The 13,796-nt window shown below is 77.7% G+C and carries 1 protein-coding gene; it reads right to left on the bottom strand.

The genetic code is table 11. The features are described 5' to 3' along the window. The coding region (locus tag ABD994_RS11815) for a LysM peptidoglycan-binding domain-containing protein (RefSeq protein ID WP_345414401.1) at window positions 1-13,365 on the bottom strand (13,365 nt) is incomplete at its 3' end. Window positions 13,366-13,796: the final 431 nt, after the last annotated feature.

Genomic DNA, 13,796 nt, shown 5'->3' with positions numbered 1-13,796 from the left:
GTCCGCCGCGGCCGTCGCCCGCTGCCGGACCGCGGCGGCCCGGCGGTCGACCTCGGCGCGGACGGCGTCCACGACACCCGCGGCGGGCATGGCCAGCGGGAGGAAGCGCATCGCGGCGCCGGGGCCGGTGGTCACGGCCGCGCGGGCGGTGGTGGGGTCGAGGCGCAGGGCGGCGCCCTCCGTCGCCACCGGGTCCGGGGTGCCGACCAGCCGCGCCGCGAGGCCGGGCAGCCACGCCGCGCGCTCGGCGTACGTCGCCTCGGCCCGCGCCAGCTCCGCGACGGCCCGGCGGTGCTCCGCGCGGGCCGCGGCGAACCCGACGTCCTCGCGGGCGGCGGTCGCCCGCGCCGCGCGGTGCAGCAGCGCCTGGGGGACCCCGGTGAGGCGCAGCAGCCCGCGGCCCGCGCGGCGCAGCGCCTCGTCGCGGCGCTCGCCCGCGAGGGTCCGGCGGATCTCGGCGGCGAGGTCGCCGGCGTAGGCGGCGTCGACGGCGCGCCAGGCGTCGGCGTCCGGGACGCCGCTCCAGCGCCCGGCCGGGCCGAGGTCGGCGATCTCGACGCGCAGGGCCTCGTGGCGCTCGAGCATCGCGCCCAGCTCGTCGTGGCGGCCGGCGTCGCGCAGCGCGGCGGCCTCGCGGCGGCCGCGGAGGGTCAGCCAGCGGTCGGCCGTGACGACCTGGCCGGGCACCGCCCGCTCGGTGAGGGTCGCGATGCGGTGGGCCGCCGGCGCCGGGTACCCGGCGCGCCCGAGCAGGGCCTCGGTGACCTCGTGGACCGCGGCCCCCGGGCCCTGACCGAGCTCCACCTCGATCTCGAGCGCGTCGCCCCGCCAGGTGTGCGCCGACGGCGCCGCGGACCCGATCGGCAGCGTCGCCCAGGCGACAGTGGCCGGCAGCATCGCCGTCGGGAAGCGGGCGGCCCAGGCGTCGCGGGCGGCGGTGCCGAGCGACGGGTCGAGCAGCTCGCGGGTGACGGCCAGGGCCAGGCCGGCCAGCTCCCGGGCGACCCGGGGCGCACCCGGCAGCGGCGCGGCCTCGGCGAGCGCGGCGGCGAGACGCCCGCGGCGGAGGTCGGTCATCGGCGTGGCGGCCGGCCGCGGGCCGGTCGGGACGTCGGTGCCGTGCCGGCGCTGGAAGCCGTCGGGTTCCGGGGCGAGGCCGTGGCGCGCGTCGCGCAGGCGGCGCGCCTGGTCGACGACCTGCCCCCGGACGCGGTCGACCTGGGCGGCGGGCGCGTTCGCCGTGACCAGCGCGGCGATCCGGTCGAGCAGCTCGGCCAGGCGTTGCTCCCCGGCGGCGAGGTCGGGACGCGGCGTCCCGGGTCGGGCCCGGGCGAGGCGGTCGAGCGCGACGGCCTGGCGGGCGGCGGCGTCCGGCAGGTCCGCCAGCAGCCCGGCGGCGCGGGACGTGTCGATGCCGAGGGCGGCGGCGACCGTGCGGGCACCGCTGCCCCGAGCGGCGGCCAGGGCGTCCTCGACCCGCTCGGTGGCCCGCTCGACGGCGACGCGCCGGTCGGCGACGTCCTCGGCGACCCGGTCGAGCGTGCCGGCGCCCGTCGTCTCCGGCGGTCGCGTCGACGACAGCGGCGCCGGGGGAACGGTGATCGGCAGCGCCGCCGCGGCGTCGACCGCGGCGGGGTCGACGTCCAGCGCGGTCGCGATCTCCTGCCGGATGCGGCCCTCGTCCCACGTCGGCTCGAGCTCGGCGAGCCGGGCGGCGAGCCAGGGCACGGTCGCGGTGCGCCGCTCGTAGGTGGCGACCGCCTCGTGCTGGCGGTCGACGGCATCGACGATCCGCCACGGCGGCCGCTCCCGCCACGAGGCACCGAGCGGCGGGGCGGCGGCGAGCACCCGCAGCGCCGTCGGGCGGCCCACCGCCCGCGCGGCCCGCCAGCGCTGCCCCGCGGCGCGGCCGAGCACCGCGAGCGCCGTCGCGCCGAGGCCCGCCGCGCCGCCGCCGACCCACCGCCACCAGGGGTACGCCGCGGCGGGCGCGGCGCTGGTCGGGGTGCCGGTCGTGGGGGTGCCGGTCGTGGGGGTCGGGGTGGGGGAGGGGGTCGTCGTCGGGGCGGGCGTGGTCGTCGTGGGCCGGCCCGGGCCGGGCTGACCCTGGCCCGGCACGGCCGGGGTGGGGCCGATCCGCAGGGTCTCGCCGGTGCGGATGAGGTCGAGGCTGCGGCCACCGAAGCGGCCGGGGTCCTGGGCGGCGAGCTGCGCGGGCGTGAGCCCGAAGCGTCCGGCGACGGCGCCGAGGGTGTCGCCGCGGCGCACGTCCCAGGTGCCCTGCCAGCTCGCCGGCAGCGCGATCTGCTGGCCGACCGCGACGTGGTCGAGGTCGGCGATGGTCGGGTTGGCGGCGGCGAGCTCGTCGAGACCGACGCCGAGGGACCGGGCGATCCGGCCCAGCGTGTCGCCGGTCCGCAGCGTGAGGGCGGCCGGGCGGTCGGTGCCCACGACGGGGACGGCGACCGGGAGGGCGGTCGCGCCGGTGTCGTGCAGCGCGGACGTCGCGGCGCGGTCGGCAACCGGTCCCGTGACCTCGAGCAGGCCGAGGGGGCCGAGCGCGATCAGCGTGCCGACGCCGAGCGTGGCGAGGAAGCGTCCGAGCGCCGGGGGACCGCGGGCCCAGGCCGTCGCGAGCCGGCGTCCGAGCCGGGAGGTCTGGACGGCGCCGGCGGCACCGGCGTCGGCCGGGGCGACGGCCGCGTCGCCGTCGGGCGTCCCGGCGGCACCGGAGCCCGCGCCGCCGCCCGTGGCCGGGGCCGTCCCGGACGTCACCGCGGGGCCGCCGGGGGTGCCGGGCGTGTCGTCACCGGGGCCGGGCGTGCCGTCGCCGGGCGCACCGGGGGTGTTCGCGCCACCACTCCCGCCGGTCCCGCCGGCTCCCGGGCGCGTCGCATCCCCGAGCGCGCGGGCCACGCCGTCGCGCAGGCCGTCGTCCCAGCCGAGGCCGTTCTCGACGGCGAACGTGTCGACCTGCTCGCGCAAGCCTGCGGGGTCGGCGCCGGCGCGGAGGAACAGCTCCTCGAGGGCGGCGGGGTCCAGGGTGCGGCCGGGGCCCTCGAGGCCGTCGACCAGGTCGTCCACCGCGGCCGCCGGGGCACCGGCCGCCCGCAGCTCGTCGACGCGGGCGGCGCCCGGGCCGGGCTGGAGGGGCCGCACGCCGTGGGCGGTGCGCAGGTGCAGGTCGATCAGCGCCAGGGCGACGAGCTGCCCGGGCCGCTCGCCCGGCGCCTGCGCGTCGCGCAGGGTCGCGCCCGCGGCGCGGGGGGCGAGCACCGCGAGGTCGGCGGGCGTCAGCTCGCCGCGCTCGGCGCGGCCGAGCATCGCGTCGAGCCCGGCGGGCAGGAGCCCGGCGGCGTGCATCCGCACGAGCAGGTCGACGACCGACGGCAGCCCGAGCGCCCGCAGCATGACCGGCAGGCGGACCTCCGCGGCCCACTCGCCGGGCGCGCCGCCGTAGATGTCGGCGAGGAGCTCGCCGGCCACCGCGGCCACCTGCTCGTCGCCCCACGCGGGGTGCGTGGCGAGGTCGTCGCGGTGCTCGCGACGCCAGTGCAGCGGGGCGAGCGGGGTCTCGGCCAGCCGGGCCCGGGCCGCGGCGACCGCGGCGGCGCCGGCCTCGCCGAGGCCCTCGTCGCCCCGGGCGAGCAGGGCGGCGACGGTACCGATGCCCTCCTGCTGCAGCGCCGCGTAGAGCGCCTCGCGCGCCGGGGCGTCGAGGTCGAGGTCGGCGAGCAGGCCCTCGAGCTGGTTGCGCCGGTCCCACAGGGCCTGCTCGGCGGGGTGCAGGGCGTCCGTGAGCTCGCCCAGCGCGGCCTGCACGGTCGCGACGGTCACGGGGGTGCCCGCGGCGCTGAGCCGGTCGAGCGCCTGCTGGCGGGCGGCCGCGGGGGAGAGCGGTGCGCGCCCGGCGCCCGGCACCCCGTCCTGCGCGGCGCGCAGCTGGAACAGGGCCGCGTCGAGGGCCCCGGCGTCGACGTCGGGCCGGCCGCGCAGGTGGTCGACGAGCGCCTGCAGCTCGTCCGACGGCAGATGCCCGAGGGCCAGCTCACCGCCGGTCCCCGGCGTCGCGCGGAGCAGACCCTCGGCGACCTGGAGCGTGTCGGCGATCTGCGCGGGCGACAGGCCGGTCGCGGCGCCGACCGCGGCGGCGCGGTCGAGGCCGGCGGCCGCCTCGGTGACCGTCCGCAGCGTGCGCGCCGGGTCGTAGTACAGCTGCCGCTCCGGGAGGAGCTGGGCGAGCCGGCCCGCCTGCGCGCCGGCCTGGGGGACCGCGCCGGCCCGCGCCGCGAGAGCCTGGACCTCGGCCCACTGCGCGTCGTCCAGACCCGGCATCCGCTCGCCGGCCCGGGCCATCGCGTACTGCGGGAGGTCGATCCCGGCCGCGCCCCGGGGGAGCGCCGACCATTCGCCCACGACCCGGCCGCGCGGCACGAGGGCGGTGATGCCCGGCGCGCCGGTGGGGTCGCCACGACGGAACGCCGCCTCGACCGCGTCGTCCCCGAGGCGCTGCTGCGCGTCGAGCAGGAGCGCGAGCTCGGGGCTGTCCGCCGTCAGCGCGGCGGGCGCCTCGGTGTCCAGGACGTAGCCGTCGCGGGTGCGCAGGGCAGCGTCGTCGAGGGCGACGTGCTGGGTGAACGTGCCCGCCTGCCCGTCGCGACCGGCCCGGCTGCGCAGTTGGTCGAACATCCAGCCGGGTACGGTGTCGGTGACGATCACGTGCAGACCGCCCGCCTGCGCGACCTCGGGCGTGATGTGGACGTCGGTGCCCCGGCCGACGCGGTTCGTCGCGATCGTGATCTTCCCCGGCTCGCCGGCGCGCGCGACGACCTCCGCGACGCTGCCCGGGCCGGTCTCGGGCATGAACGGGTCGATCACCTCGTAGCGCAGCACCGGCGCGCCGGCGGGGTCGAGCCCGGCGTCCTGCGCCTCTCGGCGCACGCGGGCGTTGTGCGCCTCGATCGCGGCGACGAGGTCGCCCTGGCGCGTGGGGGACGAGAACACCAGCTGGGGCCGGCCCGTCGCCGCGGTGTCCAGCATCTCGCCGGCGGCGGCCGCGATCTTCGCGTCCTGGCTCGTGTGCCGGAACGGCACGTCGGGTCCGCGCAGGGCGGACGCGTGGTTGCGGGGGGCGACGTAGACGCGCCCGCCGAAACGCTCGTGGAGGCGGGCGGCCGACGTCGTGAGGGTGCCGGACATGCCGACCACGTCGGCGCCATCGCCCAGGACGTCCTGCGCCGTCGTCTCCCCGACGAGCCGGCGCTGCGACGTGATCCGCCACGGGTTGCCGAACGCGCGGTACTCGAGCGCGGCCTGGTAGCCGTCCTGGTAGGTCCGGCCGTGCAGGGCGCGCCCCGCGATCTCGTCGACCAGGACGAGACGCCCCTCCCGGATCGCCCACGCACCGTCGGGGAGGACGTGCCGCGCCCAGACGGCCCGGTCGAGGCGGGCGCGGAGAGCCGCGTTCCGGGGCAGGGTCAGGTCGAGCCCGAACGCCCGTCGCAGGTGGTCGAGCCCGACCCGGTTGACCTGCTGCCCGTCGGTGAGGTGCAGGTCGCGGTCGAGGGCGCGTGCCATGTCGTCGGCGGCGATCACATCCCGGACCGGGGTGTGCCGGCCCTGGCCGCCGGAGACCCGCAGCGGCGTGCGCCCCTCGTGGTCCATCACCAGGTCGGCCTCGTCGACCAGCCGGACTTCGGAACGTCCGGTCCCGCGGGTGGCCGGGGTCGCGTCGCGCAGGACGTTGTCGAAGCCGAAGTCCTGGATCGTGCCGATGGTGATGTCGGCGGAGCGGGCGGCCGCGCGGCGGACGGCGGCGTCGCCGTCGAACCGGAGGTGGCCGACCGAGAAGTCCGTGCCGTACCGGCCGTTGAGCGCGTCGACGAAGTCGGTGTAGCCGCGCAGGGCGTCGGTCGCGGTCTCGGGGGAGTGGACCACGAGGTCGGTGCCGCCGCGGAGGGGGCGACCATCGAGGTGGGCACGGAGCAGACGGGTGGCGAGGTAGGTCATCCCGATCTGGGTCTTGCGCCCGCCGGTCTCCTTCTGGACGAGGAAGCCGTCGAGCAGGGCCAGGTCGGCCTCGACCATCTCGGGGGTGACCGCCTGCCGCTGCGTCGCCTCGGGGTGAGCGGCGTTGTGGGTCTCGGCCGCGCGGTCGTGGACGGCGGTGACGGCGGCGACGACCCGGTCGGGAGAGGGGTCGGCGCGCAGCTCGGCGAGGAGGTCCTCGGCCGGGCGCTGCGCCATCTCCCGCGCGGCGCGGTGGATCTCGGCGGCGCGCACCCGCAGGGCGGGGTCGTCCCGGACGATGCCCGTCTCCGCGCCGTCGGGCCGCTCGCGCGGGACGACACGCTCGATGCCGGCCTCGTCGGTGACGATCTCGAACCGGCCGGCCTGGTCGCGCTCAAGGTGCTCGCGGACGGTGCTCTCGGACAGCCCGTGGCGCTCGGCCAGGTCGGTGAGCGTCAGCGCCGCCGGGGCGGTCGCGGGGCTGTCGGGTGTGGTGTCGCGGGCGGCCTCGGGACGGGCGACGTAGGTCGTGCCCGCCTCGTCACGGACCAGCTCGACACCGGTCGCCACGTCGCGGGCGACGAGGTCGCCCACGGCCTGCTCGGTCTGCCCGAGCTGGTCGGCGATCTCGCGCACCGGCCGGGCGCCGCGGGCGGTGAGCTGGTCGGTGGTGAGGGTCGGGGGGTCGAGGCCGGAGCTCTCCCCGGCGTGCCGGGTGGGGCCGTCGCCCGCGCGGTCGGGCAGGACGGTGCCGTCGCCCTCGGCACTCCGGAGGGGAGCGCCATCGGGAAGGGCGGCGCCGACACCGGTGGCGCCGCCGCCCCCGGGACCTCCGCCGCCGGCCCCGCCGAGCGAGCCGCCGGCCGCGCCGGGCGTCGGTGGGATGCCGTCCGGCCCGCCGGGGCCGCCGGGGCCCTGCGGGGGGACCTGCCGGTCGGGATCGGCGGGAGAGGCGTCCGCGGTCTCGGTGCGGTCGCCGTCGCGGGCGGGGACGCCCTCGGCGCGGGTCCGCCCGCGTCGGTCGACGAGACGGTCGGCGGCGTCGTCGGTGGCCCGGCGTTCCGCGTTCCACGCGGCGTCGGTCACCGCGTGGTCGGCCGCGGACTCGTCGGCCCCGCGCTCGGGCCGCGGGTTCTCGCCGAACCACTCGGTGTGAGCGCGGGCGATGCCCTCGACATCGGTCGTGCGGTCCACCCCGAGCCGCTCACGGTCGAGCGCGGTCTGCCGGGCGGTGCGGTCCGCTCCGAGCAGACCGCCGTCCCCGATGTCCCGCAGCGTCTGACCGGCGCGACCCAGCCCCCGACCGGCACGGTCCATCGCCGCGGCGGGACCGGATCGGGTGACGGTCCCGTCCTCGGCGACGGTGGTGCGGCGGTCGCCGGCGCGGATGAGAGCGTCGCCGCCACCCTGCAGGCCCCGGCCGCCGGCGTCGGCGAGCACCCGCCCGCCCCGCGTCCACAGCAGGATCGGCGCCGCGCCGGCCTGGGTGACACCGTTGACCCACCGCGCATCGCGGGCCATGCCGTCGGCGTAGCCGCGGTACCGGCCGGCCATGACGTCGAGGGCGTCGGCCCGCTGGGCCGCCGCCGCGGGGGACCACCGCTGCCCGCCGAGGACGACGTCGGCGTCCGGGGTGTCCCGCAGCCCGGCCCGGAGGGCCGCCGCCTCGTCGGCGAACGCGCCGGCACGGGTCGAGAAGCCGGCCGCGCCACGGCCCATCGCTCCGCCGACCGGGCCGGTCGCGAGGCTGACGGTGCCGAGGTCCTCCATCGCGGTCATCCACGGGTTGGCCGCAATCGGTCGCCCCGTGATGCGGTCGGTGACCACACGGCCGTCCGGGTCGAGCTGGTCGCCGACGTAGCCGCGGGTCGCGGCGTCCCAGTCACCGGTGACGAGGCCGGTGACGCGCCCACTCGTGCCCTGCACCATGTGGATTATGCCGTCGGTGAACGGGCGGACCTCCGACGCCGGGAGGCCCTGCTCCCGGGCGCGCACGGTCTCCTCGGTAAGGGCCCAGTCCGGAGCGCCCAGCCCGGCCGCCGGGTAGCCGACCTCGGTCCAGAGCGACTCGGCGAGCCGGGGGAACGCGACGATGCCCTCGGCCACGGCCTCGTTGGCGCCGGGGTTCAACCGGGCCTCGGTGGGATCGATGCCGCTCGTCCGGTTCTGGCTGTCGGCGATCCGGCCCGCCACGGCGTCCCAGAAGGGCTTGTTGGCTCGGTCCTGGACGTCGGCGAGATCGTCGCGGCCACCGTCGTCGAGCTGCGCGGTCCAGGCGTCCCAGTCGTCGGGCTCGAGCCACGACTGGTCGAACCACGTGCCGGCCGCACCACGCTGCCCGGTGGGGTCCTGGTCGACCTGGGTGGCGTAGTGCGCCGCCAGGACACCCCCCGGATCGGAGAGGACCAGGCGGTCGGCGGCGTCGCGCACACCGCTCGGGTCGTAGGTCGCGCCGTACGGGTCAGGACCGGCACCGGCCGCCAGCCGCATCAGGGTGTTGGGGTCGTAGTCGATCTGTTCCTGGTCCGGCGTGGGGCGCTGCTGGGCCGTGGACGGGTCGAGCAGGCGCCGGTAGTAGTCGTCGGTGAGCGCGCCGGTGGGCCGGCCGAGCTCGTCGTCCACGACCGTGCCCAGACGCATGGCGCCCGGGATGTCGGGCACGGTCGTGGACGGCAGCCGCGCGGCACCCAGCGGGCTGACGATGTCGCGCTGGTCGTCGAGCGCCCCCCGGTACTGCAGGTCCGCGATCGACCGGATGTGGCCCAGCGCGGCCTGGTAGTCCGTCGAGGTCTGGTCGGTCGGCGCGGGCAGGCCGTCCTGCAGGTGGTCGACCACGTCGAGGGTGCCGCCGGGCAGGGCCAGCCCGGCGGCGTAGGCCGGATCCGGGAGCGTGTCGAGGCCGTCGATGCCGGACGTCGTCGCGAGCGCCTGGTCGACGTGCCGCAGGTCGCGCTGCTGGCCGCGCAGCTGCCCGAGCAGGTCGCGCTGCTCGGCGTCGAGTGGCGCCGCGTCGGCGACGATGCCGTCGCGCGTCCGGTTGAGGGCGTCGGCCTCGGCCTGCGTGATGCCGCCCTGCTGTGCGGCGGCCAGCTGGTCCTCCCACGCGTCCGCCCGCCGCGCGACGTCCTGCGACTGTGGCGACCCCGCCAGGTCGTCGAGGCGGTTGCGGGCGTCGATGACGCCGCGCTGCCGGGCGACGATGGCGTCCGCAGCCGCGCGGACGTCCTCACCGCTGGGCGCCTGGCCGCGCCGCGGGTCGCCCTCGGGGACGCCCAGTGCCTGCCAGGTGACCTCGGGGGAACGGGCGGCGAGGTACTGGGCGTACTCCGGCTGCGCCTGCTGGTAGGCGTTCATCGCGTCGACGAGGCCGCGGTCGTCGCTCCAGCGGTCGACCACGCCGGGGTGCTGCTCGTCGATGGCGTCGGCGCCGGCCGTGATGGCGCGCTGCTCGTCCGGTGACATGACGCCGTCGGCGAGGCCGTCGAGCAGCTGCCGCTGGACGTCGTCGAACTGTGGCCCCACCGTCCGCGCCGACTCCTGCTCGCCGACCTGGCTGCGCAGGGTGCTCATGCCCAGCGAGTCGCGGGCGCTCTCGAACCAGGGGCCGTTGACGGTGAGCGCGGGCAGCCCGGACTCCGCCTGGCCGGGGAGCGCGCCGGCGCGGGTGTCGACGGGGCGCTCGGCACCGTGGGTGTAGCGGCCGTCGAGGTCGGTCACGGCCTGGTCCGGCACGGCGAGCCACGGCATGCGCTCCGCGTCGGGAGCGACGTTGGTCGGGTCCGAGCCGACGGCGATCTCCGAGGTGCTCCAGCCCCCGTCGTAGGACAGCCGGACCCCGCGCTGGTCGGGCTCGATGCCCGGCGCCGGGTCCATCGTCGTCGGACCGCTGATGCTCACGCGGTGCTCGCCGTCCGCGCTCGCGGCGGAGCAGGTGGCGCCGGAGCCGAAGTCGCAGGCCGCCCCGCCCCGGTCCACGGCGTCGGGGAAGAACTGGGTGACGCTGCCCCCACCACCGTGGGTCGGGTCGTAGGACACCGTGCCGCCGGCCGTGGTGGAGCCGGTCTGCTCCCAGATGTTGCCGACGGTCCACTCGCCGCCGTCGTCCGCACCGGTCGCGAACCGGTGGTTGATCGTGCCGAGCTGGTGCTCGGTGCGCGGGGTCCCGTCCTCGTCGGTCGGGTTCATCGGGTCGGTGACGTCCGCGGTGCCGACGTGCGTCTCGGCTCCCGTGCGGTCGCGGGCCCAGCAGTCGCCGACGCAGGAGGCGTTGCCGCCCCAGCCCTCGGCGTCGGTGCCGACCAGCGCGAGCCGGCCGGCCTCCTCGTCGCGGTTCTCGTAGCGGCGGCCGGTGGCGTCGTGGACCTCGGACGCGCGCCCGGTGGCGTCGACGCGGGCGCGCTCGCCCGAGGGGCCACGGCTCTGGGCGTCGAGCCGACCCTGGGGGGCGGCGCCGCCCTCACCATCGGCGAACCGGGCGCTGCACTCCCCGCAGTCGACGTGCGCGGCCTCGCCGTTCTCGCCGCGCAGGCGGACCTCGGCGTCGGTCGGGGCGGCGCCCCGGACGACGTCCTCGCGGTCGCCGACCGGCGTCGTCACGTCCCAGTCGCGGCCGTCCGTGTGGAAGCGCGTGGGCCCGTCGTCCGCACCCTCGGTGAGGGTGCTGCTGCCGCCGGTGCCGTCGTCGTTCGTCCCGTGCACCTGTGCGTGGTTGCCCTGCGCGTCGGTGAGGTCGCCCGTGCCGCCGCCGGCGATGACCACGGGGCCGTCGGGGTCGGGGCCGACGTGGTCGATCCGGCCGCCGTCGGTCGTGTCCGCGACGCGACCCTGGTCGTCCGCCGCTCGCCCGTCGCCGCTGTAGGTGCCGTCGACGAGCCCGGTCGCCGGGTCACGGGTGATGCGGCCGCCGTGGTCGCCGTCGCCGTGGGAGTCGACGGTCATACCGCCCGCGTCGCTCGAGCAGGCACCCCCGGCGTCGCATCCGGAGGAGCCGACACCGGGGACGTCGACCCGGGCCTCGCGGTTTGGATCACCGGTGATGACGGTGCCGTCGAGCGAGACGGCACGGTGCTCCTGGCCCTCCGCGTCGGTCACCGACGCCGAGCAGCCGGTGACCCCGCCGGCGCTCGCGCAACCGTGGTCGGCGAGGGTGTCCGGGTCACGGTCCGACCCGTCGACCGTGTCGGCGACGTCCCCCAGGTCACGGCCGAGGTCGGCTCCGCCCTGGTACAGACCGCCCTGTTCGGCGGCTTCCTCGGGCGTCGCCGGGTCGCCGGGAGGCGCGGTCTCGCCGGCCTCGTCCCGGCGCTGCTGCTCGTAGTAGTCCTCGACCATCTGCTGGGCCTCGGGGCCGGCCTCCTCCGCCGAGCTGCCCTCGATGCCCACGATGTCGTTGCTCGCGCCCGAGCTGTCGACGGTCCCGCGCCCGCCGCCCTCGTACTCGACGATGCGGTCACCACGGTCGTTGACCCCGATGACGTCGCCGTTGCCGTTCGGGAGCGGCTCGCCGGTGCCGGCGTCGGGCACCGGGACGTACTTCGCGTCCCAGGGTTCGCCGTCGGGACCGACGTCGTCGTCGGACTGCCCCGCGTCGTCGGCAGGCTCCTCGTCGCCGGCCGTGCCCGGTTGGCGACCGTCGTCGTTCTGGTCACCGGGCGTGGTGGAGGCGGGCTGCACGGCCGGTTGGTCGCTGCCATCGTCGGTGTCCGGACCGGGCTGGCGACCGTCGTCGTTCTGGTCCCCCGTGGGGGCGGTCGCCGCGTCCTGGGCGACGGGCCCGTCCACGGCTCCGTCATCGCCGCCGGTGCCGGGTTGACGGCCGTCGTCGTTCTGGTCGCCGGGTGTCGCGGAGGCTGGCCGGACGGCGGGGTGGCCGGCGTCGCCGGTGCCGGGACCGGGTTGGCGGCCGTCGTCGTCCTGGTCTCCGGAGGGGGTCCCGTCCGGGCCGGCTCGGGAGTCGATCGGCTGCGTGCCGGGGTCCTCGGAGGCCTCGGTCCGGTGGTCGCCGGTGACGCCGTCGCCCTCGACCGACCCACCCTCCCGTGTCCACAGGGCTGCGTCGTCCGTCGCGCCGTCCGTGGACGCGGCATCCGTCGTCCAGGCGGCGCCCTCGTCCTGCGGCGCGTCGGCGGTCTCCTCCTCCCGGCCGCCGGCGCTCGGGTCGGTGCCGGGCTGGCGGCCGTCGTCGTTCTGGTCGCCGGTCTGGTCGGCCTGGTGCTCGTCCGGGGTGTCGCCCTGATCGTCCGCGGCGGCGTCGTCGGTGGCGGTGTCCGGGCCGGGCTGGCGGCCGTCGTCGTTCTGGTCGCCGGTCTGATCGGTCCGGTGCTCCTCCGAGCCGCCGGCTTCGCCGCCCTGGCCGCCCTGGCCGCCCTCGTCGGTGCCGGCGTTGGTGTCGGCGTTGGTGTCGGCGTTGGTGTCGCCGCCCGCGGCGCCGTTGTCGTCGATGGTGGTGTCCGGGCCGGGCTGGCGGCCGTCGTCGTTCTGGTCGCCGGTCTGGTCGGCCTGGTGCTCGTCCGGGGTGTCGCCCTGATCGTCCGCGGCGGCGTCGTCGGCGGTGGTGCCCGGGCCGAGCTGGCGGCCGTCGTCGTTCTGGTCGCCGCTGGAGGCTTCCTGGTCGTTCGACCCGCCGTCGTCACCGTCGGCGTTCCCGTTGTCGGTGTCGGTGTCGGTGTCGGTGTCGGCACCGTTCTGGTTGCCGCTGTCGGAAGCGGTGTCGCCGGACTCGCCGGAGTCGCCGGAGCCGTTGTCCTCCGCGGCGGTGCCCGGGCCGGGCTGGCGCCCGTCGTCGTCCTGGTCGCCACCGGAGGAATCGTTGTCGCCGGAGTCGCCCGAATCGGAGGACTCGCTGCCCGAATCTCCGGAACCGTTGTCGCCGGAGTCGCCCGAATCGGAGGACTCGCTGCCCGAATCTCCGGAGTCGCTGCTGCCGGAGTCGGAGGACTCGCTGCCGCCGGAGTCGTCGCCGCCCGAATCGTCCTGGGCGGCCGGCGCGGAGTTCGACGAGTCCGAGGCGCCGCCTCCCGTGTCCCCACCGCTGGCGGCCGGTGCGGAGTTCGCGGAGTCCGAGGTCGAGCCGCTGCTGTTCGCGCCGGGTGCCGAGTTGGAGGCGTCCGAGGCGGTGGCGACGCCGGTGAACTTCGGCAGCGGCGGTCCCGCGGCGACGACCGGCGTCGCGTTCGCCGCCAGTTGCACCTCGCGGGTGGCGGCGACGGACGGGACGGCGGCGACGACGTGGGACGCGAACCAGAGCACCAGCGCACCCGCGGCGAGCCCGAGTGACCACACCAGCGCACGCAGCACGACGGTCACGAGACCGTCGAGCAGGCGCTGGGTGCCACGGCGGACACCGGCGGGGGACATGGAACGGCGCTCCTGCCGGAGAGGTGTCGGCCGCCGACGAGCGGAGCCGAGAGGAAAGGGAGAGGAGAACGCTCACGGTGGGGCTGCCATCCGCGGCCTGGGGCTCACGCGGTGGTCTCACCGGTCCTGCTGGCAGGTCGCTCGCGGCCGGAGCTCACGCGGCGGGTCCTGCGGGGCGTCACGAGTGCGGGTCGTCAGCACCGCGACGTCGAGAAGCTAGCACGGGCGTCGGCCGCCCCGTCAAGCGACGGGGTGATCCCGCCGGCGACGACGGTGTGTCGGGAGGGAGCCGCGAGCAGTTCCTGCTATCGGCCCCACGCGGTGCTCCCCATGTCTTACCGTCCATGCGTCGCTGGCCCCTCTCGCCCTGAACGCGAGTGAGATCAGCAGGGCCAGACACACGAGGCTTGCCCGTGACGCCTCTCTAGCTA

The organism is Actinomycetospora chlora (genome assembly GCF_039542135.1).
GTDB lineage: Bacteria > Actinomycetota > Actinomycetes > Mycobacteriales > Pseudonocardiaceae > Actinomycetospora > Actinomycetospora chlora.
This window is presented reverse-complemented; position numbering and strand designations above follow the sequence as displayed.